General features: G+C 68.6%; 18 protein-coding genes and 2 pseudogenes. 9 read left to right on the top strand and 11 right to left on the bottom strand.

Annotation, left to right across the window (positions count from 1 at the left end; all coding sequences use genetic code 11):
• Positions 1 to 113: 113 nt before the first annotated feature.
• Positions 114 to 2,353, bottom strand: a pseudogene (gene murJ / locus V2W30_RS20000) (murein biosynthesis integral membrane protein MurJ).
• A 45-nt stretch (positions 2,354 to 2,398) separates the two neighbouring features.
• Positions 2,399 to 4,765 (bottom strand): DUF6049 family protein, encoded by a 2,367-nt coding sequence (locus V2W30_RS19995; protein WP_338698372.1) that lies wholly within the window; start codon positions 4,763 to 4,765, stop codon positions 2,399 to 2,401.
• A 194-nt stretch (positions 4,766 to 4,959) separates the two neighbouring features.
• Here V2W30_RS19995 and V2W30_RS19990 point away from each other — a divergent pair, with 194 nt between their 5' ends.
• On the top strand, positions 4,960 to 6,408 hold the full coding sequence (locus V2W30_RS19990) for a CCA tRNA nucleotidyltransferase (protein ID WP_338698371.1): 1,449 nt from the start codon (positions 4,960 to 4,962) through the stop codon (positions 6,406 to 6,408).
• A 116-nt stretch (positions 6,409 to 6,524) separates the two neighbouring features.
• Here V2W30_RS19990 and V2W30_RS19985 read toward each other — a convergent pair whose 3' ends face one another.
• From V2W30_RS19985 to V2W30_RS19975, 3 genes are all read right to left on the bottom strand, one after another.
• A complete protein-coding gene (locus tag V2W30_RS19985) occupies positions 6,525 to 7,781 on the bottom strand; it encodes an MFS transporter (protein ID WP_338698370.1) in 1,257 nt (418 codons plus the stop codon).
• Between the two features lie 125 nt (positions 7,782 to 7,906).
• A complete protein-coding gene (locus V2W30_RS19980) occupies positions 7,907 to 8,989 on the bottom strand; it encodes an inositol-3-phosphate synthase (RefSeq protein WP_338698369.1) in 1,083 nt (360 codons plus the stop codon).
• Positions 8,990 to 9,033: 44 nt separating this feature from the next.
• On the bottom strand, positions 9,034 to 9,714 hold the full coding sequence (locus tag V2W30_RS19975) for a PadR family transcriptional regulator (protein WP_338698368.1): 681 nt from the start codon (positions 9,712 to 9,714) through the stop codon (positions 9,034 to 9,036).
• 374 nt (positions 9,715 to 10,088) lie between these two features.
• On the opposite strand from V2W30_RS19975, the gene V2W30_RS19970 reads away from it, so the two are divergent.
• Together V2W30_RS19970 and V2W30_RS19965 are read left to right on the top strand one after the other, a co-directional pair.
• Positions 10,089 to 12,770 (top strand): transglycosylase domain-containing protein, encoded by a 2,682-nt coding sequence (locus tag V2W30_RS19970; protein WP_338698367.1) that lies wholly within the window; start codon positions 10,089 to 10,091, stop codon positions 12,768 to 12,770.
• A gap of 111 nt (positions 12,771 to 12,881) precedes the next feature.
• Positions 12,882 to 14,483 carry a glycosyltransferase family 87 protein gene (locus tag V2W30_RS19965; protein WP_338703698.1) on the top strand — a complete coding sequence of 534 codons (1,602 nt, stop codon included), beginning with the start codon at positions 12,882 to 12,884 and terminating at the stop codon, positions 14,481 to 14,483.
• 84 nt (positions 14,484 to 14,567) lie between these two features.
• Here the strand turns inward: V2W30_RS19965 and V2W30_RS19960 are convergent, their stop codons facing one another.
• The 3 genes from V2W30_RS19960 to V2W30_RS19950 all read right to left on the bottom strand — a co-directional run bounded on the left by V2W30_RS19960 (position 14,568) and on the right by V2W30_RS19950 (position 17,228).
• Positions 14,568 to 15,599 carry an alanine racemase gene (locus V2W30_RS19960; RefSeq protein WP_338698366.1) on the bottom strand — a complete coding sequence of 344 codons (1,032 nt, stop codon included), beginning with the start codon at positions 15,597 to 15,599 and terminating at the stop codon, positions 14,568 to 14,570.
• 57 nt (positions 15,600 to 15,656) lie between these two features.
• A complete protein-coding gene (femX, locus tag V2W30_RS19955; protein WP_338698365.1) occupies positions 15,657 to 16,778 on the bottom strand; it encodes a peptidoglycan bridge formation glycyltransferase FemX in 1,122 nt (373 codons plus the stop codon).
• 129 nt (positions 16,779 to 16,907) lie between these two features.
• A complete protein-coding gene (locus V2W30_RS19950; RefSeq protein WP_338698364.1) occupies positions 16,908 to 17,228 on the bottom strand; it encodes a hypothetical protein in 321 nt (106 codons plus the stop codon).
• Positions 17,229 to 17,515: 287 nt separating this feature from the next.
• Here V2W30_RS19950 and rpsF point away from each other — a divergent pair, with 287 nt between their 5' ends.
• The 4 genes and pseudogenes from rpsF (at position 17,516) to rplI (ending at position 19,223) form a co-directional block, all read left to right on the top strand.
• On the top strand, positions 17,516 to 17,806 hold the full coding sequence (gene rpsF, locus V2W30_RS19945) for a 30S ribosomal protein S6 (RefSeq protein WP_338698363.1): 291 nt from the start codon (positions 17,516 to 17,518) through the stop codon (positions 17,804 to 17,806).
• 73 nt (positions 17,807 to 17,879) lie between these two features.
• Positions 17,880 to 18,478, top strand: a pseudogene (locus V2W30_RS19940) (single-stranded DNA-binding protein).
• A gap of 43 nt (positions 18,479 to 18,521) precedes the next feature.
• On the top strand, positions 18,522 to 18,758 hold the full coding sequence (rpsR, locus tag V2W30_RS19935; protein ID WP_003949403.1) for a 30S ribosomal protein S18: 237 nt from the start codon (positions 18,522 to 18,524) through the stop codon (positions 18,756 to 18,758).
• Positions 18,759 to 18,776: 18 nt separating this feature from the next.
• Complete coding sequence (gene rplI, locus V2W30_RS19930) at positions 18,777 to 19,223, top strand: 50S ribosomal protein L9 (RefSeq protein ID WP_338698361.1); 447 nt, start codon at positions 18,777 to 18,779, stop codon at positions 19,221 to 19,223.
• Between the two features lie 184 nt (positions 19,224 to 19,407).
• On the opposite strand, the gene V2W30_RS19925 is transcribed toward rplI, so the two are convergent.
• The gene (locus V2W30_RS19925; RefSeq protein ID WP_338698360.1) at positions 19,408 to 20,745 is read right to left on the bottom strand and encodes an MATE family efflux transporter; all 1,338 of its coding nucleotides are present in this window, start codon (positions 20,743 to 20,745) and stop codon (positions 19,408 to 19,410) included.
• 460 nt (positions 20,746 to 21,205) lie between these two features.
• Between V2W30_RS19925 and dnaB the strand changes: the two genes are divergently transcribed.
• Positions 21,206 to 22,684 carry a replicative DNA helicase gene (gene dnaB, locus V2W30_RS19920; protein ID WP_338698359.1) on the top strand — a complete coding sequence of 493 codons (1,479 nt, stop codon included), beginning with the start codon at positions 21,206 to 21,208 and terminating at the stop codon, positions 22,682 to 22,684.
• Between the two features lie 50 nt (positions 22,685 to 22,734).
• Positions 22,735 to 24,120 carry a serine hydrolase domain-containing protein gene (locus tag V2W30_RS19915; RefSeq protein WP_338698358.1) on the top strand — a complete coding sequence of 462 codons (1,386 nt, stop codon included), beginning with the start codon at positions 22,735 to 22,737 and terminating at the stop codon, positions 24,118 to 24,120.
• 70 nt (positions 24,121 to 24,190) lie between these two features.
• Here V2W30_RS19915 and V2W30_RS19910 read toward each other — a convergent pair whose 3' ends face one another.
• Positions 24,191 to 24,643 (bottom strand): GNAT family N-acetyltransferase, encoded by a 453-nt coding sequence (locus tag V2W30_RS19910; protein WP_338698357.1) that lies wholly within the window; start codon positions 24,641 to 24,643, stop codon positions 24,191 to 24,193.
• A gap of 40 nt (positions 24,644 to 24,683) precedes the next feature.
• Positions 24,684 to 25,142, bottom strand: coding sequence for a MarR family winged helix-turn-helix transcriptional regulator (locus V2W30_RS19905; protein WP_338698356.1), 459 nt, complete (start codon positions 25,140 to 25,142; stop codon positions 24,684 to 24,686).
• Between the last annotated feature and the right edge of the window lie 120 nt (positions 25,143 to 25,262).

Below are 25,262 nucleotides of genomic sequence, written 5' to 3'. Positions count from 1 at the left end.
CCTGCCTCCCCATCCGTTGCAATCACTCCGACGCCAAAGCCAATTGTGCCCACAGTCCGGCGCTATGCACGACACGCGGTGGTCACCGATGGTTGCACGCACATCCGGCCGACTCAGCGGCCGAGGCGTCCGCGGACCATTCCGACCATCGAATTCAGCTCCTCGATCCGCATCTTGCGCGCCGCTGCATAGAAGACGCCCAGCATGACCGCACCGCCGATGACCAGCGCCGCGATCGAACCGGCCGCCCCGTGCCCGAGTGCCTTGGTGAGCGCGTACCCGATTCCGCCGCCGATGACCGCGGCCGGCACGGATGCGAGGCAGAGACGTGCGTACGTACGCACCACATTCGCGCCGTCCAGGTCGCCCCCGAGCCGCTTGCGCAGGCGCCGCCACGCGATACCGACCCCGATCGCGTACGCGAGACCGTACGAGAACGCCATCCCGACGACCGCCCACTGAGCAGGCAGGATCGCGTAGCAGACGGCTGAGGCGGCGGCGTTGACGGCGGCGACGATGACCGTGTTGTAGAAGGGCGTCCGGGTGTCCTCGTACGCGTAGAAGCCGCGGAGCACGACGTACTGCACGGAGTACGGAATGAGACCGAGTCCGAACGCCATCAGGATGTAGCCCATGGACTGGGCGGCCTCGGTGCCGCTGGAGCCGAAGAGCAGGGTGCACATCGGGACGCCGAGCGCCACGAACATGAAGGCCACCGGGACGATCGCCACGGCCGAGGTGCGCAGGCCCGAGGAGATGTCGTCGCGGACCGCGCCCGGGTCGCCGTCGTGGGCGGAGCGGGAGATCCGCGGCAGCAGCGCGGCCATGACCGAGACGGTGATGATGGCCTGCGGCATGCCCCAGATCAGCTGGGCGTTCGAGTAGCCCATGATGCCGGTGCCCTTGACGGGGGACGCTTCACCGGCCGCCGTGGCGAGCTGGGTGACGACCAGGACGCCCGCCTGGTTGGCGAGGACGAACAGCACGGTCCACTTGGCGAGCTTCACGGCCTTGCCGAGGCCGTGGCCCTTCCAGTCGAAGCGCAGGCGGAAGCGGAAGCCGGTCTCGCGCAGGTACGGGATCATCGCCAGCGCCTGCACGGTCAGGCCGAGCAGGGTGCCGATGCCCAGGAGGCGGACGCCGTCGTCCGGGATCGTCGTCACGCCCATGTTGGTCTCGGCAGCGGTGCCGTAGACCCAGATGAACATGCCGAACGTGAAGATCATGACGATGTTGTTGAGGACCGGGGTCCACATCATCGCGCCGAACTTGCCGCGGGCGTTCAGGATCTGGCCCATGACCACGTGCACACCCATGAAGAAGATCGTGGGCAGGCAGTAGCGGGCGAAGGTGATGCCGACGCTGTTGGCGTCCGGGTCGTTCGCGACCGTGCTCGACATCAGGTGGATCAGCAGCGGCGCCGCGAACACGACGAGCGCGACGATCGCCGCGAGGGCGACCATCACGAGGGTCAGGAGGCGGTTGGCGTAGGCCTCGCCGCCGTCCTCGTCCTCCTTCATGGCGCGCACGAGCTGCGGCACGAAGACCGAGTTCAGACCGCCGCCGACGGTGAGGATGTAGATCATCGTCGGCAGCGTGTACGCGACGGTCCAGGTGTCGCCGAGCAGACCGGCGCCGAGCGCCGCGGTGATCACCATCGTGCGCACGAAGCCGGTCAGGCGGGAGACGAGCGTGCCCGCCGCCATCACCGCGCTCGACTTCATGAGGCTGGAGGCGCGGCCGCCCTTCTTCGGCGCGGGCGCCGGGGCGGGTGCGGCCGGAGGGGCGGGGACAGCGGCGGGCCGAGCGCCGTGGTCGGCGTGTCGACCGGTTCGGTCGGGGGGCGGCCGCCGCTGTAGCCGGGCTGCTGGTCACGGAAGAGGTGTGCGAACGCGTCGGGCTCGTGGTGCTCCTCGCCGGCCTGCGTCACCAGGTCGTCGACGCCCACGAACTGCGTCGTACGGGCGTCGTCGCCGTACGGGAGGTACTGGGTGGGGCCCTCGGGCTCCGGCGCGGGCGTCTGGGCCCAGACGCGCGGGTCGGGCTGGTACTGGTTCGCGGGCGGGGGCGCGTACAGGGGCTGTGCCTGGTACGTGCCCGGGGGCGGCGGGGGGTGCGCGGCGCGGTCGTACAGCGCCTCGGTCACCGGGTCCTGCGCGGCCAGGTCGTTCGCCCGGTACGGGTCCTGGTCGTAGGCGTCCTGAAGGTACGCGTCCTGCTGGTACGCGTCGGGGGACGGCTGGGGAGGCGGGACCTGCCCGCCGGTTCCCCGGGAGCCGGCGTACGGGTGGCCATCGCCCGAGGCAGAGCCGCCCGAGCCCTGGCCACGGTCACCGTCGTACGGCGCGTTCATGGATACCCCACCTCATCGTCCCCGGCCCACCGGCCACGACATCGCTCAACGGTCCACTCTCTCACCCGGGCCCGACGGGGCCGTGCTTTCCGAAGCGGTGTCAGCCGTCGGGTCACTCGGCTGCTGCGGAACGTCTGCCCGGGTGGTGGGCGCCGACTCGTCCTCCGGCTCGTCCTGCGCCGCCGCTGCGGAGTCACCCTCGGGGGTGTCCTCGGCGGGCTTGGCGGCGGCGGCACGCTTGCGCTGTGTGTACATCCGGAACCCGGCCAGGACCAGCAGCAGGAAGCCGCCGGCGATGACCAGCATCACCGTGGGGGTGACCTCGGTGGCCTCGACGGTGAAGGGGACACGGTCGCCGTAGGGGTGGCCGTCCTCGGTGAACAGCTGGGCGTAGACCGTGATCGGGCCCGTGGCCTTGGCCGTGGTGGTGAACTTCACGGACTGGCTGTGCCCGCTGGCGACCTTCACCTGCTGGTCCTGCCAGGTGCTGCCACCGATCTTGAGGCGGGTGCCGTTGCCGGAGGTGAGCCGGAGGACCAAGTGGTCGACGTCCTGCCACAGGTTGTTCTGGACCGACACCGGGATGGTGGCGCTGCGCCCGGAGAGCCGCACCGTGGACTTGTCGATCAGCGCCACCTGCTCGGTGAGACCGGACAGGTACCCCCCGACGCTGTTCCGGAGGGTCGCGGACGCCTTGGCCCTGCCGCGCCAGGACGTCGACATCTCCCGATCCATCGCCCGGCCGAACGGCGTCACCACCCGGGACTCGTCGGTGAGGACGACCTTGAAGTTCTCCAGCTCGCGCTGGGTGTTCTGCATCTGCCGGAACGCCGCGTCCGAGAGCTCCTGCTTGCGCAGCGACTTCGGGTACGAGCGCGCGGACGGCACCCGCGTGGAGGCGTCGGGGTCGGGCTTGGCGGCGGCGGCCGCGGACAGGCTCTGGGACTGCGACCAGGTGCCGTCCTGGAGCACGTGAAGGGCCTGCGCCATCGTCTGGGCCTGGCTGGCCGTGGGCATGCGCTGCGGGGCCAGCACGACACTGCGCTGCTTGTCCGTCTGGAGGTTCAGCATCAGGCTCTGGGCCAGGAACCGCTGCACGGCGAGCGTGGAGCTCTCGGCCCGCGTCATGTCCGACGCGAAGGCGGTCGACAGTCGCGCGTCGGCGACGACGGCCGTGGCACCGCCGCCGATGGGGCGCGCGGCGGACGGCGAGTACGTCAGGCTGTCCTTCTCGGGGAAGGTGTCGCTGCGCGCGATGATCTTGTCGGCGCCCGCGGAGGTGGCGACCTTGACGATGTCCGGGTCGACGGCGCCCTCGGCGGGCCACGCGTAGGACGTGTCCGGCTTCATGTGCAGGATCGTGTCCACGGTCTGCACGGCGGCGTCCGTGGCGTCCTTGAGGTGGCTGAGGGACCCGGTGACCTTCGTCCCGGTGTGCGCGAGCGAGGCGAGATCCGGGTCGGCGAACGGCAGCGTGACGACTTTGTGGTCCTGCACGGCGGCCTGTAGGTCGCTCAGCCACTGCTTGGCCGTCGCCTGGTTCTTGCCCGAGGTGAGCCGCCCGTCGGCTCCCTTGATCTTGTACGACTCCGTCATCGCGTCGACCGAGGCCAGCAGGTCGGGGTCGATCACCCAGGTGACGTCGAGGTCGCTGCCGAGCGCCAGCATCTGCTGGAGCCGGCCGCCGGGGCCGATCTGCTTCGCGAGGCTGTTGTCGTCGAAGACGGGGGTCTGCTCCTCGTCGGTGCCGGTCTCCGCCGTGAGATGCGTTTCGGAGATCAGCGGCCACAGGACCGTCGTCTTCGTCCTCGTGCCGGCGCCCGCGGGCTGCCAGGGAAGGAAGGTGCGCTGGATGCCGAGCGTCTGCGCGTAGGGCTGCGTGACCGTCTGCCCCATCAGCGCGACGCTGATCTGGTAGACCCCGTCGGCGCCGAGCTCCAGCGCCTTGGCGGGCACGGAGAGGGTGAAGTCCTGGGTGGCGCCGGGCGCCAGCTCGGCGACCTTCCGGGCGTACTTGCTCGCGACTTCCCTGCCGTCGGGGGCGCCGCCCGTGCCGCTCCTCGCGGCCTCGTCGATCGCGGTGCGGCGTCCGTAGGCGGCGCCCACCCGCAGCGCCACGTGGGCGTCGGTGACGGCCTGCCTGCCGTTGTTGGTGATCTTGCCGACGACGGTGATGGTGTCGTCCTCGGTCGGCGCGCTGGGCGACAGCTTGTTCACGGCCACGTCGACCGTGCTCGTGCCGGTCGCCGCGGCGGTGGCCGTCTTCGGGGTCGCGGCCGCGGCGGGAGCGGCGGCGGGCAGCAGAGGAAGGCTCGCCAGCAGCGGTGCGGCGGCCAATAGGGCTCCGCTGCGCCGCAGCAGTCGGCGGGCAGGTGAGGGAGTCACCCCTGGGAAGTCTGCCGCCTCGGCCACGCGCTCGTCCGTCCCTCGTCGTCGTCAGTGGTCGCAGATGTGTCCACGCATGGTAACGAGGAGCATTGTGGCTGAGTGCCCGGGTCTGCCGCACAAGATCGTGGGGCCAGGGTAGGGGGCCGCCCCGGCGGCCGTGCCGCGACCCCGGCAAACGGTTCGGCTCGGGCCGCCCGAGCCACGTACCCTGTCCTGTTGTGCCGAACGCCAATGAAGACAACCCCAGTGCCCTGAGCCAGGTGCAGCGTCTCGCGGTCAGCGAGCTGCTGCGGGTCTCGCCTGTCGCAGACGACCTCGCCCGCCGCTTCCAGGAGGCCGGGTTCTCTCTCGCCCTGGTCGGCGGTTCGGTCCGGGACGCACTGCTCGGGCGGCTCGGCAACGACCTGGACTTCACGACCGACGCCCGCCCCGAGGACGTTCTGAAAATCGTCCGCCCGTGGGCCGACGCGCTGTGGGAGGTCGGGATCGCGTTCGGCACCGTCGGCTGCCAGAAGGACGGGTACCAGATCGAGGTCACGACCTACCGGTCGGAGGCGTACGACAGGACCTCGCGCAAGCCCGAGGTCTCGTACGGCGATTCGATCGAGGAGGACCTCGTCCGCCGTGACTTCACGGTCAACGCGATGGCCGTGGCGCTTCCGGCGAAGGACTTCATCGATCCGTACGGCGGCATCGGGGACCTGTCCGAGCGTGTGCTGCGTACACCGGGCACGCCGGAGGACTCGTTCTCGGACGACCCGCTGCGGATGATGCGGGCCGCCCGCTTCGCCGCTCAGCTCGACTTCGAGGTGGCACCCGACGTCGTCGCCGCGATGAAGGAGATGGCCGGGCGGATCGAGATCGTCTCGGCGGAGCGCGTCCGGGACGAGCTGAACAAGCTGATCCTCTCCGCTCACCCGCGCAAGGGCCTGTCCCTGCTCGTCGACACCGGCATCGCCGACTACGTCCTGCCCGAGCTGCCCGCCCTGCGCCTCGAGCGGGACGAGCACCACCGCCACAAGGACGTCTACGACCACACGCTGATCGTCCTCGAACAGGCGATGGCGCTGGAGACCGACGGCCCCGACCTGACCCTGCGTCTCGCGGCGCTGCTGCACGACATCGGCAAGCCGCGCACCCGCCGGTTCGAGAAGGACGGCCGGGTCTCCTTCCACCACCACGAGGTGGTCGGCGCCAAGATGACGAAGAAGCGCATGACCGCGCTCAAGTACTCGAACGAGCTCGTGAAGGACGTCTCCCGTCTCGTCGAGCTGCACCTGCGCTTCCACGGGTACGGCACCGGTGAGTGGACGGACTCCGCCGTGCGTCGCTATGTCCGGGACGCCGGTCCCCTGCTGGGCCGGCTGCACAAGCTGACCCGTTCCGACTGCACGACCCGCAACAAGCGCAAGGCCAACACCTTGTCGCGCGCCTACGACGGCCTGGAAGAGCGGATCGAGCGGCTTCAGGAGCAGGAGGAGCTGGACTCGATCCGCCCGGACCTCGACGGCAACCAGATCATGGAGATCCTGGATGTCAGGCCGGGCCCGGTGATCGGGCAGGCCTACAAGTTCCTGCTGGAACTGCGTCTGGAGAACGGGCCGATGGAGCACGACGCGGCCGTGGCGGCGCTCAAGGAGTGGTGGGCCGAGAGCTCGCAGGGCTGATCGCACATCATGACTCGGGGCTCTGTTTCACGTGAAACAGAGCCCCGAGTCATGACGCCTCCTGTGTGAGGGACAGCGATGTTTCACGTGAAACATCGCCGCCCTGGCCGTCGTCCTCACCGCCGCCGGGAACGGGTCATCGCCAGGGCGACCGCTCCGTAGAGGGTCGCGACCAGGATCACGAGAGGGACCGAGCGCCCGTCGGGCGGCAGCATCAGCGCGGCCACTCCGGCCGCGCCGACGAAGGCGACGTTGAACAGCACGTCGTAGACGGAGAAGATCCGGCCCCGGAAGCCGTCCTCCACGGAGGACTGGATGACCGTGTCGGTGGCGATCTTCGCGCCCTGCGTGGTGAGGCCCAGGACGAACGCGGCCACCAGTATCGGCGCCGGCGCGAAGGTCAGGCCCAGGGCGAGTTCCAGGACGGCCGCGACCCCGGCGCAGAGCGTGATCCAGCCGCCGGCGCCGAAGCGCCCCACCCCCGTCGGGGTGATGACGGCCGAGACGAAGAAGCCCGCGCCTGAGATACCGACCGCGAGACCCAGCAGCGCCAGGCCCTCGGACTCCGTGGACGACCACGCGTACCGGCACAGCATCAGCACCATGACGAGCAGGGCGCCGTAGCAGAACCGCATCGCCGTCATGGCCCCCAGAGCGCGCGCCGCGGCCGGGCGGGAGGCGAGGTGGCGTACGCCGGAGAGCAGGTCCCGTGCGGTGCCGGACAGCGCGGTGCTCAGGCGTGCCTGAACCAACTCAGGTTCGGGTCCGAGGAGTTGTACGTCCATGCGCAGGGACGCGAGCGCCGCACAGAGGTAGAGGGCCGCCCCGAGGAGCACGACGGCGGCGTCCGAGTCGGAGGCGACGATGCGCACACCGAAGGCGAGACCGCCGCCCAGTGTGGCGGCGAGCGTGCCCGCGGTCGGGGAGAGGGAGTTCGCCATCACGAGACGGTCGGAGTCGACGACGCGTGGCAACGCGGCCGAGAGCCCGGAGAGCACGAACCGGTTGACCGCGGTGACGCACAGGGCGGAGGCGTAGAAGAGCCAGTCCGGCGCGTTGGTCAGCATCAGGACGGCCGTCGCCGACGCGAGGAGCACGCGCAGCAGATTGCCGTAGAGGAAGACCTGGCGGCGGCGCCAGCGGTCGAGCAGCACGCCGGCGAACGGTCCCACGAGTGAGTACGGCAGCAGCAGAACCGCCATCGCGGAGGCGATCGCGGCGGGCGAGGCCTGCTTCTCCGGGGAGAAGACGACGTAGGTGGCGAGGGCGACCTGGTAGACGCCGTCGGCGCCCTGGGACAGCAGCCGCAGCGTGAGCAGGCGCCTGAAGTCGCGCAGGCGCAGCAGTACGCGCAGGTCACGGACGACAGCCATGGGGCACAGCCTCACATACGAGTGAGGCCCCCGGCCGCACGACGTGTGCGAACCGGGGGCCTCAACAACCCTCAGGCAGCGGCTGTTTCACGTGAAACAGTGAAGCAGCCGCCCGTCGGGGTAGGTCAGCGCTCGACCTCGCCCTTGATGAACTTCTCGACGTTCTCGTAGGCCTCGTCGTCGAAGTACTGCACCGGCGGGGACTTCATGAAGTACGAGGACGCGGAGAGGATCGGGCCGCCGATACCGCGGTCCTTGGCGATCTTCGCGGCGCGCACGGCGTCGATGATGACACCCGCCGAGTTCGGGGAGTCCCAGACCTCGAGCTTGTACTCGAGGTTCAGCGGGACCTCGCCGAAGGCACGGCCCTCGAGGCGGACGTAGGCCCACTTGCGGTCGTCGAGCCACGCGACGTAGTCGGACGGGCCGATGTGGACGTTCTTGTCGCCCAGCTCGCGGTCGCGGATCTGCGAGGTGACGGCCTGCGTCTTCGAGATCTTCTTCGACTCGAGGCGGTCACGCTCGAGCATGTTCTTGAAGTCCATGTTGCCGCCCACGTTGAGCTGCATGGTGCGCTCAAGACGGACACCGCGGTCCTCGAACAGCTTCGCCATCACGCGGTGCGTGATGGTCGCGCCGACCTGCGACTTGATGTCGTCGCCGACGATCGGGACGCCCGCCTCGGTGAACTTGTCCGCCCACTCCTTGGTACCGGCGATGAAGACCGGCAGAGCGTTGACGAACGCGACCTTGGCGTCGATGGCGCACTGCGCGTAGAACTTCGCCGCGTCCTCGGAGCCCACGGGCAGGTAGCAGACGAGAACGTCGACCTGCTTGTCCTTGAGGATCTGGACGACGTCGACCGGGGCCTCGGAGGACTCCTCGATCGTCTCGCGGTAGTACTTGCCCAGACCGTCGAGGGTGTGGCCACGCTGGACCTGGACACCCGTGTTCGGGACGTCGCAGATCTTGATCGTGTTGTTCTCGGAGGCGCCGATGGCGTCCGCGAGGTCGAGGCCGACCTTCTTCGCGTCGACGTCGAACGCGGCGACGAACTCGACGTCGCCGACGTGGTAGTCGCCGAACTGGACGTGCATGAGGCCGGGGACCTTGGTCTCCGGGTCAGCGTCCTTGTAGAACTCGACGCCCTGAACCAGCGAGGCGGCGCAGTTGCCCACGCCGACGATGGCTACGCGAACCGAACCCATTCCGGTTGCTCCCTGTGTGTACTCGGTGAAGTCCTGAGCGGACTTCACGTGTCGGTGTCGTCGGACGGATCCGGCCGGGTGCTGTCCCGGTGCCGGGGCAGGCCGCCCGTCTCTCCAGATGTGTCCTGCCGAGCCGCGCCGTCCGGGCCGGAGCTCCGTTGGTCGCGGCCCGCGCGCTCGCTCTCGATGAGCTCGTTCAGCCAGCGCACTTCGCGCTCCACGGACTCCATGCCGTGTCGCTGAAGCTCGAGCGTGTAGTCGTCGAGGCGCTCCCGGGTGCGGGCGAAGGAGAGGCGCATCTTCTCCAGACGCTCCTCCAGCCGGCTGCGACGGCCCTCGAGGACGCGCATACGTACGTCGCGCGACGTCTGCCCGAAGAAGGCGAATCGCGCGGCGAAGTGCTCGTCCTCATACGCATCGGGGCCGGTCTGCGAGAGCAGGTCCTCGAAGTGTTCCTTACCTTCCGCCGTCAACCGATAGACGATTTTGGCGCGACGTCCTGCGAGTGGAGCGGCAGGAGTGTCGGCGGGACCCGTGCCCGGTTCCTCGATCAACCAGCCGTTGGCGACCAGCGTCTTGAGACAGGGGTACAGCGTCCCGTAGCTGAAGGCGCGGAAGACCCCCAGCGACGTGTTGAGTCGTTTGCGCAGCTCATAGCCGTGCATCGGGGACTCGCGGAGCAGGCCGAGTACGGCGAACTCAAGGATGCCGGAGCGCCGGCTCATGGTCGCCTCCTCACTGTCGCGGGTCCGTGTATCGACTCTTTATGTCGTGCTGATGTATCGACTCGATACATCTCGACGATAGAACGACCCTGCGATTGCGACAAGGGGGATCACGGTGAACGGCGTCACATCACCGATTCGTAGGAAGCAACTTGCCTGATTTGGGGTGAACTTCGGCCCTAGGTGGGTTTTGACGGTGCGTAGTCTGTCCGCCATGCAAAACACCGGGAACCAAGTGACGCGTGGGGGCGTCGTCGTCCCTGGTGCAGTGCGGGTGAGTGCCGATAGAGGCGCATCCGTATTTCGGGGGGACCGGAAACCAGACGCCGTTTCCAGGCGCGCGATGCCGCGCCTGCCCGAGGAGTAGTCGTTCGATGAGCGAGCACCGTCGCAAGCCGCCGCAGCCGCAGGGCGGCGGGCGCGCCGCGGCCCGTCGCGGAGCGTCCGGAGCACCGTCGGGCCGCCGCGCGGCCCCGCGCGGCAGCACCGGATCGCCGTCCGATTCCTACGGCGCCCCGAGTTCATCGGGCTCGTACGGCAATGCGGGCGAGGAGAGTCAGTGGGGTGGCCGGGCGGAAGCGCGCCGGTCGGCCCAGCGCAGCACTGGAAGCAGACGTCGGGCTCCCGACGGCGGCGGGCGCGGTGGCGCCGGTGGTGGCGGCGGCCGTCGTGGCGGTGGCGGTCCCGGTGGACCGAACGGTCCCGGCCGCGGCAGAGGCCGCCCGGAGAAGAAGAGGTTTATCGACTATCCCCGCTCCGGCAAGTACGGGCTGGCCCGTTTCGTGCCGTCGTGGAAGCAGGTCGTCGGTACGTGCTTCGGCTTCATGCTCCTGGGGATAGGAGCGTTCGGCATCGGCCTGCTGATCGTGTCGGTACCGGTCGAGGCGGAGGCCGCCCAGGCCCAGTCGAACGTCTTCTACTGGGACGACGGCACGCAGATGGCCGCTACGGGCGGGCAGCAGAACCGTCAGATCGTGGACCTCGCGGACATTCCGAAGTCCATGCGGAGGGCGATCATCTCGGCGGAGAACGCCTCGTTCTACGACGACTCGGGCGTCGACCCGATGGGCATCGCGCGTGCCATGTTCAACATGGCCAAGGGCGGTGAGACCCAGGGCGGCTCGACCATCACCCAGCAGTACGTGAAGAACGCGATGCTGGACGACCAGTCCCAGTCGATCTCCCGTAAGGCCAAGGAACTCTTCATCTCGGTGAAGGTGGGCGCCACGGTCGACAAGGACGACATCCTCCAGGGCTACCTCAACACCGCGTACTTCGGGCGCAACGCGTACGGCATCCAGGCCGCCGCGAACGCCTACTTCGGCGTCGAGGCCAAGAAGCTCACCGAGGAGCAGAGCATCTTCCTGGCGTCGGTGCTCAAGGGCCCGAACCTCTACAACCCCGACGGCGGCATCGGCCAGAACGCGACGCAGCAGCTCAACACGGAGCGCGCCAAGGGACGCTGGAAGTGGATCGCCGACCGTGAGGTCGAGGTCGGCAACATGACCCAGGCCAAGCGCGACAGCCTCAAGGGCTTCCCGAAGATCAAGAAGCAGAAGTCCGCGCTCTCCGGGCAGACGGGTTACCTGGTGGACATCGCCAAGGACTACGTCACGAAGAAGAGCAAGATCTCGCCCGAGGACCTCGAAAAGGGCGGCTACAAGGTCTACACGACCTTCAACAAGAAGAAGGTCGGAGAGCTCGAGAAGGCGGTCAAGGCCACCGAGAAGAGCTTCCTGGACCCGAAGCACCGGTCCAAGGACAAGTACGTCCAGTTCGGTGCCGGTTCCGTGGAGCCGGACACCGGCAAGATCGTCGCGCTGTACGGCGGCGCTGGCTACGACAAGGACCACTACACGAACAACGCGAACACCGCGGGTGTCCCGGTCGGTTCGACGTGGAAGCCGATCGTCCTCGCCTCGGCGATGGAGTACGGGACCTACAAGTCGGACGGTGACGGGATCTCGCCCCTGAGCCGGTACAACGGCAACGACCTCGCCATCATCAAGGACCGCAACGGCGACCCCATCCGCGCCGCCGACGGCACCCCGTTCCGGCAGAAGAACGAGGGCACGAAGGCCTGGGGCAACGTCACGCTCCGCAAGGCGATGGAACAGTCGATCAACACGCCGTTCGTGCAGCTCGGCATCGACGTCGGCCTCGACAAGACGCGCGAGATGGCCAAGAAGATGGGCATCCTCGAGTCGAGCTTCGACCAGGGGAACCTGCGGAACGCCTCGTTCTCGCTGGGTACGTCCACGCCGAGCGCCATCCGCATGGCCGACGCGTACGGGTCGTTCGCCACGTCGGGGCAGCACACCGATCCGTACTCCGTGACCAAGGTGGTCGACAAGGCGGGCACCGAGCTCTCCGGATTCGACGAGCCCAAGCCGACCCGCGCCATGGATGCGTCGGTGGCGGACAACGTCACCGACGTGCTCCAGAACGTGGTGAAGAACGGTACGGGCAAGAAGGTCGCCGACATCGGCTTCCCCGTCGCCGGCAAGACCGGTACCACGGACAAGAACAAGTCCGCCTGGTTCGTCGGCTACACGCCCGAACTCTCCACCGCTGTCACGCTGTTCCGCACCGACCCCCGGTCGAACGGCAAGGAGCTCCTGTCCATGAACGGCACCGGTGGTGTCGAGTCCATCCACGGTGGTGACATCCCGGCGCAGATCTGGAAGGACTACATGGCGGCCGCGCTCAAGGGCGTGGACCACGGCGACTTCCCCGAGCCGGAGAAGATCGGCACGATCGTCGGCAACACCCCGTCCCCGACGCCCACGCCGTCCGCCACGCCGACCCCGACGGAGACCGAGTCGGCGACCCCGTCCCCCAGCAAGACCCCGCCGGGCCACGCGTCCCCGACGCCCAGCGAGACGTGCAACCAGTGGGACTGGAACTGCAACAACGACGGAGGAGCCACCGGTGGTACCGACACCGGAGGGACCACCGACGGCGGAGTGACATCGTCGCCGTCGGCGAGCACCACCGACGGCTCAGGCAACTCCAGAGGGAACGGCAACGGAGGTCTCTTCGGAGGCACCGGCTAGCGGCAACGCAGCGTGTTTCACGTGAAACACCGCGTGTTCCACGACAGGCGAGGGCCGTCGCACCGATCGGGTGCGGCGGCCCTCGCCCCGTTCTCAGCTCCGTACGGCAGGATGTGCGGCATGCCCAGTGCAGAGACGACGCATGCGAACCCACAGCAGCCGGAGCTGGTGAGACCGACCAGGGAAGACGAGGTCGCGGCGGCCGGCAGCGAGTTCATCGGCGGACCCGTAGGGCGGCGGGCGCTGCTGGGCCGGTCCTGGTGGACCCCCGTACGCGTCATCGCGCTCGTCATGCTCGGCATGTTCGCCCTCGGCATGGTGCAGAAGTTCCCCTGCTACGACGGTGCCTGGTTCTACGGGGCGAGCTCGCAGTACACCCACGCCTGCTACTCGGACATCCCGCATCTCTACCAGGGACGCGGTTTCGCCGACGGGCTCGTGCCGTACTTCGACAAGCTGTCCGGCGACATGGACTACCTCGAATACCCGGTCCTCACCGGTGTGTTCATGGAAGTCGCCGCCTGGCTGACACCCGGCAGCGGCACCATCCAGCACCAGGAACAGGTGTACTGGATGGTCAACGCAGGGATGCTGATGATCTGCGCCGTGATCATCGCGGTCTGCGTCACCCGCACCCATCGCAGGCGCCCCTGGGACGGCCTCCTGGTGGCCCTCGCGCCCGCGTTCGCGCTGACCGCCACCATCAACTGGGACCTGTTCGCCGTGGCCCTCACAGCGGCCGCCATGCTGATGTGGTCGCGCGGACGCGCCCTCGCCTTCGGCGTGCTGCTCGGTCTCGCGACGGCGGCCAAGCTCTATCCCGTACTGCTGCTCGGCCCGCTGTTCGTGCTGTGCTGGCGGGCCGGGAAGTGGCGGGCATTCGGCACCGCGATGCTCGGCGCGGCCGTCTCGTGGCTGGTCGTGAACCTGCCGGTGATGCTCCTCGCGCCCGAGGGCTGGTCGAAGTTCTACACGTTCAGCCAGGAACGCGGCGTCGACTTCGGCTCGTTCTGGCTGATCATCTCGCAGCACATGGACACGCCGCTCGACACCGATGTGGTCAACACCCTGGCCACGGCCCTCATGGTGCTGTCCTGCCTCGGCGTCGCCGCCCTGACGCTGACCGCGCCGCGCCGTCCGCGTTTCGCGCAGCTCGCGTTCCTGGTGGTCGCCGCCTTCATCCTCACCAACAAGGTCTACTCGCCGCAGTACGTCCTGTGGCTGATCCCGCTCGCCGCCCTGGCGCGGCCGAAGTGGCGGGACTTCCTGATCTGGCAGGCGTGCGAGGTCGCGTACTTCCTGGGGATCTGGCTGTACCTCGCGTACACGACCAGCGGCGACAAGCACCAGGGCCTGCCGACCGACGGCTACCAACTGGCCATCGCCGTCCACCTCGCGGGGACGCTGTACCTGTGCGCCGTCATCGTGCGCGACATCTGGCTGCCCGAGCGCGACGTCGTACGGCGCTCGGGGGACGACGATCCGTCGGGCGGCGTCCTGGACGGTGCGCAGGACCGCTTCGTCGTCGGGCATGCCGCCCTCGCGCCGTGGCACCTCGAACAGGGCCAGGAACACGACGGCCGGCCGCCCACGGTGGACTGGGGCAAGGCGCCCGAGCAGCCGTACGAGCAGCCTTATGGGCAGCCCCACGGCCGGGCGCCGCGCGACGCCGAGCCCGATTCCGACGACACCAATCCCTACCGTTCACCCTGAGCGAACGCACCGCGGTGCGGAAAAGGGCCGGACACCTCATCAGGTGTCCGGCCCTTCTCGCGTACGTGCCGCCTATGGCTGCGCTCAGCGGTCCACGATCCGGTCGAACTGCGTGGTCGTGTGCCGCAGATGGGCCACCAGCTCCTCGCCCACCTTCGGCTCGGTGGCGTCCGACGGCACGAAGAGGATCGACACCTGCATGTGCGGCGGCTCGGCGAACCAGCGCTGCTTGCCCGCCCAGACGTACGGCGCCAGGTTCCGGTTCACCGTCGCGAGGCCGGCCCGGGCGACGCCCTTGGCGCGCGGCATGACGCCGTGCAGCGCCTTCGGGGCCTCCAGGCCCACACCGTGCGACGTACCGCCCGCCACGACCACCAGCCAGCCGTCGGAGGCCGCCTTCTGCTGCCGGTAGCCGAACCGGTCGCCCTTGGCGACGCGCGTGACGTCCAGGACGGCGCCGCGGTACTCGGTCGCCTCGTGGTCGCCCAGCCACAGCCGCGTACCGATCCGCGCGCGGAAGCGGGTCTGCGGGAACTGCTGCTGAAGGCGCGCCAGTTCGTCGGCCTTGAGGTGGCTGACGAACATCGTGTGCAGCTGAAGACGGGCCGCGCGCAGCCGGTCCATCCAGCCGATGACCTCCTCGACGGCGTCCGAGCCGTCGGTGCGGTCGAGCGGCAGGTGGATCGCGAAGCCCTCCAGACGCACGTCCTGGATGGCGTGCGCGAGCTGCGGCAGGTCCTGCTCGCTCACGCCGTGCCGCTTCATCGAGGACATGACCTCGATGACGACACGGGCGCCGACGAGGCCGTGCACGCCGTCCACGGAGGAGACCGAACGGATGACGCGGTCGGGCAGCGGCACCGGCTCCTCGCCGCGCCGGAACGGGGTCAGGACCAGCAGATCACCGCTGAACCAGTCCTTGATCCGGGCGGCTTCGTACGTGGTCCCGACGGCGAGGATGTCGGAGCCGAGGCGCGTGGCCTCCTCCGCGAGCCGCTCGTGACCGAAGCCGTAGCCGTTGCCCTTGCAGACGGGGACGAGCCCCGGAAACTGCTCGAGCACGTGCTTGTGATGTGCCCGCCAGCGCGCGGTGTCGACGTACAGCGTGAGCGCCATGGCCGGTCCCGGAACCTTTCGTGAGGAGTACGGAGCTACGTGGATTGTGCCGGGTGGTCAGCGCCGCGACATGTAGATGTCGAGCGCCTTGTGCAGCAGCTTGTTGAGCGGGAAGTCCCACTCGCCGAGGTACTCGGCGGCCTGGCCGCCCGTGCCGACCTTGAACTGGATCAGGCCGAAGAGGTGGTCCGTCTCGTCCAGCGAGTCGGAGATGCCGCGCAGGTCGTAGACGGTGGCACCCAGCGCGTACGCGTCGCGCAGCATCCGCCACTGCATCGCGTTCGAGGGGCGGACCTCACGGCCGATGTTGTCGGAGGCACCGTAGGAGTACCAGACGTGACCGCCGACGACGAGCATCGTCGCGGCCGACAGGTTCACGCCGTTGTGGCGCGCGAAGTAGAGCCGCATGCGGTTGGGGTCCTCGGTGTTGAGGGCCGTCCACATGCGCTCGAAGTACGAGAGCGGACGCGGCCGGAAGTGGTCGCGCACCGCCGTGATCTCGTACAGGCGCTGCCACTCGGCGAGGTCCTGGTAACCGCCCTGGACGACCTCGACACCGGCCTTCTCGGCCTTCTTGATGTTGCGGCGCCACAGCTGGTTGAAGTTCTTGTGGACCTCTTCCAGGGAGCGGTTCGCGAGCGGCACCTGGTAGACGTAGCGGGGCTGCACGTCGCCGAAGCCGGCGCCGCCGTCCTCGCCCTGCTGCCAGCCCATGCGGCGCAGCTTGTCCGCCACCTCGAAGGCACGCGGCTCGATGAAGTCCGCCTCGATGTCGCGCAGGCGCTTCACATCCGGGTCCTGGATGCCCTTCTTGATGGAAGGGGCCTCCCAGCGGCGGATGATCACCGGCGGGCCCATCTTCACGGAGAAGGCGCCCTGCTGCTTCAGATGCGCGAGCATCGGACGCAGCCACTCTTCGAGGTTCGGCGCGTACCAGTTGATGACCGGACCCTCGGGCAGGTACGCCAGATACCGCTTGATCTTGGGCAGCTGGCGGTACAGGACGAGGCCCGCGCCGACCATCTCGCCGGTCTTGTCGTCGAACCAGCCCATGTTCTCGGAGCGCCACTCCGCCTTGACGTCCGCCCATGCGGGGACCTGCATGTGGCTCGCCGACGGCAGGCTCTGGATATATGCCAGATGCTGCTCTCGGCTGATGGTCCTCAGGGTCAGGCTCATTCGGGGCGCTCCTCGGGCTGGTGTGTCCCCATGGGTACAGGGGCTCCGGCTCTCGCGCCGAAGCCTACTGCGCCCTGTGAGCGCCCCGACTGGCCGTATGGAAGGTCAGGCCCCTCCGATGGCCGGGTGTCAGCCGATCACCCCGCCGAAGAGGCCTCCATGAGCCATGCCGATGAAGAAACCGATGGCCGAGGCGCCGAGGCCCAGGATGAGCCCGAACCGTTCGCGGGTCGTCTCCGAGACGAACTGGCCGTAGGCCCCGGTCAGGATCCCCACCAGTCCCGCCCAGGAGCTGAGGAGATGGAGGCCGGTCCAGAGCGAGGAGATGATCGCGATCGCCCCGAGCACCGCGGTCACCGCGAGCAGGGTGTCCGGAAGCGGATGGGATTTCCCGTCCGAGGCGAAGAGAGAGCCGACTGTGGTGCTGTTCGGTCGCATTGCTTGTGCCATGTGGCACCTCCTGCGGAAGGCGGCGCATCGTAGCGCCCTACACACCCGATGTGTACAGATTGCGGCCGTCCGCTGTCGGATTTCAACCGGAAGCCGAGGTGCGGGTAGTCTGTACCGTCTGCATCAGTGTCTGCCCACGTCCCGACCAGGGACAGATACCCACTGAACTGCGGGGTTCTCCACAGGAGGCCCGGTTGTCAGTGGCGGCCGATACCGTTGCTCACGCATAACAACCCTCCTGCCACGGAACGACCGTGGCCGCTGAGTCCAAAGGAGGTGGGTTCCACATGCGTCACTACGAGGTGATGGTCATCCTCGACCCCGATCTGGAGGAGCGCGCTGTCGCCCCCCTGATCGAGAACTTCCTCTCCGTCGTCCGTGAGGGCGAAGGAAAGGTCGAGAAGGTCGACACCTGGGGCCGTCGTCGTCTCTCGTACGAGATCAAGAAGAAGCCCGAGGGCATCTACTCGGTCATCGACCTGCAGGCCGAGCCTGCGGTCGTCAAGGAGCTCGACCGCCAGATGAACCTGAACGAGTCGGTCCTCCGGACCAAGGTCCTCCGCCCCGAGACCCACTGAACTTCCTAGTTCAGCGGATTCGGGATTCGAGTAGCAGCAAGCAGTCCGCAGCAAACCCGCCGAGAGGTACCCCATGGCAGGCGAGACCGTCATCACGGTCGTCGGCAATCTTGTCGACGACCCCGAGCTGCGCTTCACCCCCTCCGGTGCGGCGGTCGCGAAGTTCCGTGTCGCGTCCACTCCCCGCACCTTCGACCGGCAGACCAATGAGTGGAAGGACGGCGAGAGCCTGTTCCTGACCTGCTCGGTCTGGCGTCAGGCGGCGGAGAACGTCGCGGAGTCGCTCCAGCGAGGCATGCGCGTCATCGTGCAGGGCCGGCTGAAGCAGCGGTCCTATGAGGACCGTGAGGGCGTCAAGCGCACGGTCTACGAGCTGGACGTCGAGGAAGTCGGCGCCAGCCTGAAGAACGCCACGGCCAAGGTCACCAAGACCACTGGTCGCGGTGGCCAGGGCGGCGGCTTCGGCGGCGGCGGTGGCGGCCAGCAGGGCGGCGGCTGGAGCGGTGGCTCCGGTGGCGGTCAGCAGCAGGGCGGCGGCGGTGCTCCCGCCGACGACCCTGGGCGACCGGTGCGCCGGCCGGCGGCGGCCAGCAGCAGGGCGGCGGCGGTGGCGGCTGGGGCGGAAGCTCCGGCGGCTCCGGCGGCGGCTACTCGGACGAGCCCCCCTTCTAGGACGGGCTCACCCCACACTTCTTGATCACACAGGAGAAACACCATGGCGAAGCCGCCTGTGCGCAAGCCTAAGAAGAAGGTCTGCGCTTTCTGCAAGGACAAGGTCACGTACGTGGACTACAAGGACACGAACATGCTGCGGAAGTTCATTTCCGACCGCGGCAAGATCCGTGCCCGCCGCGTGACCGGCAACTGCACGCAGCACCAGCGTGACGTCGCCACGGCCGTCAAGAACAGCCGTGAGATGGCGCTGCTGCCCTACACGTCCACCGCGCGATAAGGGAAGGGTGACCGAAAAATGAAGATCATCCTGACCCACGAGGTCTCTGGCCTCGGCACCGCCGGTGACGTCGTCGACGTCAAGGACGGGTACGCCCGCAACTACCTGGTCCCGCGTGGTTTCGCGATCCGCTGGACCAAGGGTGGCGAGCAGGACGTGGCGCAGATCCGCCGCGCCCGCAAGATCCACGAGATCGCGACCATCGAGCAGGCCAACGAGATCAAGGCCAAGCTCGAGGGCGTCAAGGTCCGTCTGGCCGTCCGCTCCGGCGACGCCGGTCGTCTCTTCGGTTCCGTCACGCAGGCTGACGTCGCTTCGGCGATCGAGTCCGCGGGTGGCCTGAAGGTCGACAAGCGCCGCGTCGAGCTGGGCTCGCCGATCAAGACGCTGGGCGCCCACGAGGCGACCGTGCGTCTGCACCCCGAGGTTGCCGCCAAGGTCAACGTCGAGGTCGTCGCTGCCTGAGCACTGCCCTGAGCAGCGCTGAAGCGAATGTGGGGCCGCACCCTTCGGGGTGCGGCCCCACGTGCTTGCCGGTACGGGATACTCACTCGCTGGTTCGCTGGTTCGCTGGTTCGCTGGTTCGCTGGTTCGCTGGCTTCCGATGCCGTTTCACGGTTCCGGTTTCACGTGAAACGGTGCGACTTCGTCAGCGGGTCGCGCCCGTGACCGCCCAGCGGCCGGAGCGGTAGCGGGCCCACAGGGTCACCATGCGCACCGCCATCATCAGGGTCATCGCGCCCCACACCGCGGTCAGACCACCGCCGAGGACCGGCACCAGCAGGGCCACCGGTGCGAACACCGCCAGCGTGAGCAGCATGGCCCAGGCCAGGTACGGTCCGTCGCCGGCACCCATGAGGACACCGTCGAGCACGAACACGATGCCGCAGATGGGCTGGGACAGCGCCACGACGATCAGGGCGGGCAGAGCCGCGTCCTGGACGGCCGGGTCGCTCGTGAACAGCGGGACGAAAAGGGGCCGGGTGACGATGACGAGTACGCCGAGGACCACACCCGCCGCGATGCCCCACTGCACCATGCGGCGGCAGACGTCCCGTGCCCCTGGTGCGTCGTCGGCGCCGAGGTAGCGGCCGATGATCGCCTGCCCCGCGATGGCGATCGCGTCCAGCGCGAACGCCAGCAGGCTCCACAGGGACAGGATGATCTGGTGAGCGGCCACATCCGCGTCGCCGAGTCGGGCCGCGACCGCCGTGGCGATCATCAGGATCGCGCGGAGCGAGATCGTACGGACCAGGAGGGGCGCCCCTGCCTTGGCACAGGCGCGGATACCGGCCGCGTCCGGGCGCAGGGATGCGTGGTGGCGGCGGGCTCCACGGACCACCACGACCAGATAGACCGCGGCCATGGCGAACTGGGCGATGACGGTGCCCCACGCGGAACCCGCGATACCGAGGCCGGCGCCGTAGACCAGCACGACATTGAGCACGCCGTTGGCGACGAAGCCGCCGATGGCGACGTACAGCGGGGTCTTCGTGTTCTGAAGGCCGCGCAGGACGCCGGTCGCGGCCAGGACGACGAGCATGGCCGGGATGCCGAGTGCGGAGATGCGCAGATACGTGATCGCGTACGGGGCTGCGGTGTCCGATGCGCCGAAGAGCTCCACCAGGCCGGGGGCGGTGGGCAGGACGACGGCGACGACCGCGGCGCCGAGGAGCAGGGCGAGCCAGATGCCGTCCATGCCCTGTTGGATCGCGGCGCGCAGATCGCCCGACCCGACGCGGCGGGCGACGGCGGCGGTGGTCGCGTAGGCGAGGAAGACGAAGATGCTGACCGCGGTCATCAGGAGGGCCGAGGCGATGGCGAGTCCCGCCAGTTGGGCGGTGCCCAGATGGCCGACGATGGCGCTGTCGGCCATGAGGAAGAGGGGCTCGGCGACGAGCGCGCCGAAGGCGGGAACGGCGAGGGCGATGATCTCTCGGTCGTGCCGTCGTCGGGCAGCCTTGGGCGTCGCGGGAGCCTGTGTCATGCACACCAATCTAATCTTCCACAGGTAAGAGATGCAATGCGATTGAGACCCTTACTTGTGGACGTCTTCCGCGTGTCGCGGGACGTTACTTCAGACGATCTTGCGCCGACTGGGAAAGTTTTTCTTCTGCACAGCCGGTGGACGGGAAAACAGCAGGTCAAGCCCTATTCGCGGAAGTGTCTGAGGGCTTGTTCACAGGGCTGTCCACCGGGTCGTGCACAGGTTTTCCCCGGTTCTCCACAGCGAGAGGCCCGTCATCCACACCGCCTGTGGATAACCAGATTGGCTGACGGTGCCCGCACGCCTAACGTGGGGCGGCGCCCCCCGTGTCTTCCGCCCTCGGAAACCTCACAAAACCGACGCGTCAGAACCGGAGTCGGGCCCCCTGATTTGTCAGTGTCGTGCCGTAGGAATGAGTGGCACGGCGAGGTCCGCTCGGCGGACGGGAGGAGGTGGCCCGGTGAGTATCTCCGAGCCCTTGGACGACCCCTGGGCCGACAGCGGTCCCAGTGATCGTCTGCCCCCTTCCCGGCAGAACCGCAAGGGCGGCCGAGGCCAGGGTGGCGAGCATGAGCGCGGCCGCGAGGACAGCGGCTGGGACGAGGGTCCCGCCACGTTCGAGCGCGTACCGCCGCAGGACCTGGACGCCGAGCAGTCCGTGCTCGGTGGCATGCTCCTGTCGAAGGACGCCATCGCGGACGTCGTCGAGGTCCTCAAGGGCGCCGACTTTTACAAGCCCGCCCACGAAACGATCTTCCAGGCGATCCTCGACGTCTACGCCAAGGGTGAGCCGGCCGACCCGATCACCATCGCCGCCGAACTCACCAAGCGCGGTGAGATCAACAAGGTCGGCGGCGCATCGTATCTGCACACCCTCGTCCAGACGGTCCCGACCGCGGCCAACGCGGAGTACTACGCGGAGATCGTCCACGAGCGGGCCGTGCTGCGCCGCCTGGTCGAGGCCGGTACGCGGATCACCCAGATGGGATACGCGGCCGACGACGATGTCGACGAGATCGTCAACAAGGCGCAGGCCGAGATCTACGCGGTCACCGAGCAGCGCACCAGCGAGGACTACCTCCCGCTCGGCGACATCATGGAAGGCGCGCTCGACGAGATTGAGGCGATCGGCTCCCGCAGTGGCGAGATGACCGGTGTGCCGACCGGATTCACCGACTTCGACTCGCTGACCAACGGTCTGCACCCGGGCCAGATGATCGTCATCGCCGCCCGTCCCGCCATGGGTAAGTCCACGCTGGCGCTCGACTTCGCCCGCGCGGCGTCGATCAAGCACAACCTGCCCAGCGTCATCTTCTCCCTGGAAATGGGGCGCAACGAGATCGCGATGCGTCTGCTGTCGGCCGAGGCGCGGGTGGCTCTGCACCACATGCGGTCCGGCACGATGACGGACGAGGACTGGACACGGCTCGCGCGCCGGATGCCCGAGGTCTCGGCCGCGCCGCTCTACATCGACGACTCCCCGAACCTGTCGATGATGGAGATCCGCGCGAAGTGCCGTCGCCTCAAGCAGCGCAACGACATCAAGCTCGTGATCATCGACTACTTGCAGCTGATGCAGGCCGGTGGCTCGAAGCGTTCCGAGAGCCGTCAGCAGGAGGTCTCGGACATGTCCCGAAACCTGAAGCTGCTGGCGAAGGAGCTCGAGGTCCCGGTGATCGCGCTCTCACAGCTGAACCGTGGTCCCGAGCAGCGCACCGACAAGAAGCCGATGGTGTCCGACCTGCGTGAGTCCGGCTCCATCGAGCAGGACGCCGACATGGTCATCCTGCTCCACCGTGAGGACGCGTACGAGAAGGAGTCGCCGCGCGCGGGCGAGGCCGACATCATCGTTGGCAAGCACCGTAACGGTCCGACGGCCACGATCACGGTCGCGTTCCAGGGCCACTACTCGCGCTTCGTGGACATGGCGCAGACCTGAGCCTCTTGAATTAGGTCGACGGGAGCGGGCGGCCGGGGTGGACTGAGGGCATGACTACGCCTTTTGAAGAGTTGTTGCCCACCACGCGTCGTGCGCTCCTGCACCGCATCGCCGTCGCCCAGAGCGAGGGGCGGTCGCCTTCCCTGGTCGCCGCGGTCGCCCGGGACGGGCACCTGGTGTGGACGGGATCCCGTACCTCGGTGGATGGGCACGGGCCCGACGAGAACGTGCAGTACCGGATCGGCTCGATCACCAAGACGTTCACGGCCGTCCTCGTGCTGCGGCTGCGTGACGAGGGGCTCCTCGATCTGGGCGACCCGCTGGAGAAGCACCTCCCGGGCACCGGCGCGGGGGAGGTCTCCATCGCCGAACTCCTCGCGCACACCGGTGGGCTGGCCGCCGAGACGCCCGGTGAGTGGTGGGAGCGCTCGTCGGCGGCGCTGCGTCCGACCCTCGCCGACGTGCTGGGCGAGCGGCCCTTCCGGCATCCCGTAGGCCGTCGCCACCATTACTCCAACCCCGGCTACACGCTGCTGGGTTCGCTGATCGAGAAGGTGCGCGGGGTCTCCTGGGAACAGGCCCTGCGTACGGAGATCCTCGAACCGCTGGGGCTGAGCCGGACCAGCGCCCAGCCGCAGATGCCGCATGCCGGCGGGTGGGCCGTCCACCCGTATGCCGACGTGATGATGCCGGAACCCGGTGAGGACCTCGGCCTGATGGCAGCGGCGGGTCAACTCTGGTCGACCACCCGGGACTTGGCCGTCTTCGCCGCCTTCCTCGCGACGGGTGACGAGCGCGTTCTGAGCGCGGAATCCGTACGGGAGATGCGGACGCCGGCCGCGCCCGAGCTTCCGGGGGCCGAAGGGTCGTCGTACGGCCTCGGCATGCAGGTGCTGAGGAGGAAGGGGCGCACTCTGGCGGGGCACAGCGGTTCCCTGCCCGGGTTCGTGGCGGGGCTGTGGCTGAGCGAGCAGGACGGCCTCGCCGCCGTGGTGCTGGCCAACTGCACGTCCGGGGTCTCCGCGGCCACCGTCGCCGCCGAACTGCTCCTGACCGTCGCGGAGGCCGAGCCGCGTATCCCCGCTCCGTGGCGGCCCCTGCCGGCGGTGGACTCGTCCGTCATGGAACTGGTCGGTCCCTGGTACTGGGGCACGCAGACCGTGGCGCTGCGGCTCACCACGGAGGGTGGCGTCGAGCTGGGGCCGGTCGCGGCCGGTGGCGGGCGTGGCTCGCGCTTCCGGGCGAACGGCGACGGCACCTGGACGGGGCTCGACGGCTACTACGCGGGGGAGCTGCTCCAGGCGGTGCGGCGGCCGGACGGCTCGGTGAGCCATCTGGATCTCGGCTCGTTCGTCTTCACGCGGAAGCCGTACGACGAGGACGCTCCGGTGCCGGGCGGTGTGCATCCTGACGGCTGGCAGGGGCTTCCGCAGTAGGAGGTCGATCCGTCGTTTCACGTGAAACGGTCCCTCGTCGTTTCACGTGAAACGACGAGGGACCGGCTCGTCAGAGCTGGAGTTTGAAGCCCACGTGCGAGGCCACGAAGCCCAGCCGTTCGTAGAAGCGATGGGCGTCGGTCCGGGTGGCGTCGGAGGTCAGCTGCACCAACTGGCAGTCCTGGCGCCGGGATTCCTCGACGGCCCACTCGATGAACAGGGTGCCGAGACCGCTGCCGCGCTCGTCCGCGTGGACGCGTACCCCCTCGATGACCGAGCGGGTGGCGCCCTTCCGGGAGAGCCCGGGGATGACGGTGAGTTGCAGGGTGCCGACGACACGGCCTTCGCGTACGGCGACGACGAGGTGCTGGTTCGGGTCGGCGGCGAGGCGTGCGTGGGCGGCGAGGTACGGCGCCAGGTCGTCCGGCGACTCCCGCTGGGCGCCGAGCGGGTCGTCCGCCAGCATCGCGACGATCGCCGGGACGTCCTCGGCCGCGGCAGGCCTGATTTCAAGATCTCCCATGGCCGCAGCCTAGGCGGGACGTCCCGTACGGAACAGGGCTTTACGCGGGGACGCGGAGTCCTTCGACGGCCCTGACCAGCGGAGCGAGTTCGGGGTTCTCGGCCGCGGTGTCGAGCGCCTCGCGCAGTGCGGCCTCGTTGGTCGGCCGGGCCTCCTCGAGGAGCTTCAGGCCGGCCTCGGAGACGTTCGTGTAGATGCCGCGCCGGTCGGTGGGGCACAGGTACCGGGCGAGAAGGCCGCGGTCCTCGAGGCGCGTGACCAGGCGGGTCGTGGCGCTCTGGCTGAGGACGACCGCGTCGGCGACCTGCTTCATCTGAAGGTGGCCGCCCTCCCCGTCGTGCTGTCGGCTGAGGACGTCGAGCAGGGAGTACTCGCGCACGCTCAGTCCGTGTCCGGCCTGGAGGGCGCGCTCGATGTGGGCCTCAATCCTCCCGTGAAGGAGGGAGAGCGCGCACCAGCCCTGGGAGAGGGCGGTGAGTGCGGGGTCAGTGGCGGTCATGGCTCGTGGATCCTCCGTCCGGAGCGGCTGCACACCAGGATAGTCGATCCGCGCGATTGCCCGCGTTTGCAATTAACCAGCGTCTGCAATTATTGTGAGGTCTCGTAAAGCGCACCCGCA

The sequence above is a fragment of the Streptomyces sp. Q6 genome (assembly GCF_036967205.1).
GTDB lineage: Bacteria > Actinomycetota > Actinomycetes > Streptomycetales > Streptomycetaceae > Streptomyces > Streptomyces citrinus.
The sequence above is the reverse complement of the archived record's forward strand: the minus strand, read 5'-3'. Positions and strand labels throughout refer to the sequence as shown.

Excerpts from the sequence above, each read along its gene's own strand:
- V2W30_RS19985 (WP_338698370.1), bottom strand. The coding sequence starts at position 7,781 with ATGGCTGTCGTCCGTGACCTGCGCGTACTGCTGCGCCTGCGCGACTTC.
- V2W30_RS19980 (WP_338698369.1), bottom strand. The coding sequence starts at position 8,989 with ATGGGTTCGGTTCGCGTAGCCATCGTCGGCGTGGGCAACTGCGCCGCC.
- V2W30_RS19975 (WP_338698368.1), bottom strand. The coding sequence starts at position 9,714 with ATGAGCCGGCGCTCCGGCATCCTTGAGTTCGCCGTACTCGGCCTGCTC.
- V2W30_RS19970 (WP_338698367.1), top strand. The coding sequence starts at position 10,089 with ATGAGCGAGCACCGTCGCAAGCCGCCGCAGCCGCAGGGCGGCGGGCGC.
- V2W30_RS19965 (WP_338703698.1), top strand. The coding sequence starts at position 12,882 with ATGTGCGGCATGCCCAGTGCAGAGACGACGCATGCGAACCCACAGCAG.
- V2W30_RS19960 (WP_338698366.1), bottom strand. The coding sequence starts at position 15,599 with ATGGCGCTCACGCTGTACGTCGACACCGCGCGCTGGCGGGCACATCAC.
- femX (WP_338698365.1), bottom strand. The coding sequence starts at position 16,778 with ATGAGCCTGACCCTGAGGACCATCAGCCGAGAGCAGCATCTGGCATAT.
- V2W30_RS19950 (WP_338698364.1), bottom strand. The coding sequence starts at position 17,228 with ATGGCACAAGCAATGCGACCGAACAGCACCACAGTCGGCTCTCTCTTC.
- rpsF (WP_338698363.1), top strand. The coding sequence starts at position 17,516 with ATGCGTCACTACGAGGTGATGGTCATCCTCGACCCCGATCTGGAGGAG.
- rpsR (WP_003949403.1), top strand. The coding sequence starts at position 18,522 with ATGGCGAAGCCGCCTGTGCGCAAGCCTAAGAAGAAGGTCTGCGCTTTC.
- rplI (WP_338698361.1), top strand. The coding sequence starts at position 18,777 with ATGAAGATCATCCTGACCCACGAGGTCTCTGGCCTCGGCACCGCCGGT.
- V2W30_RS19925 (WP_338698360.1), bottom strand. The coding sequence starts at position 20,745 with ATGACACAGGCTCCCGCGACGCCCAAGGCTGCCCGACGACGGCACGAC.
- V2W30_RS19915 (WP_338698358.1), top strand. The coding sequence starts at position 22,735 with ATGACTACGCCTTTTGAAGAGTTGTTGCCCACCACGCGTCGTGCGCTC.
- V2W30_RS19910 (WP_338698357.1), bottom strand. The coding sequence starts at position 24,643 with ATGGGAGATCTTGAAATCAGGCCTGCCGCGGCCGAGGACGTCCCGGCG.
- V2W30_RS19905 (WP_338698356.1), bottom strand. The coding sequence starts at position 25,142 with ATGACCGCCACTGACCCCGCACTCACCGCCCTCTCCCAGGGCTGGTGC.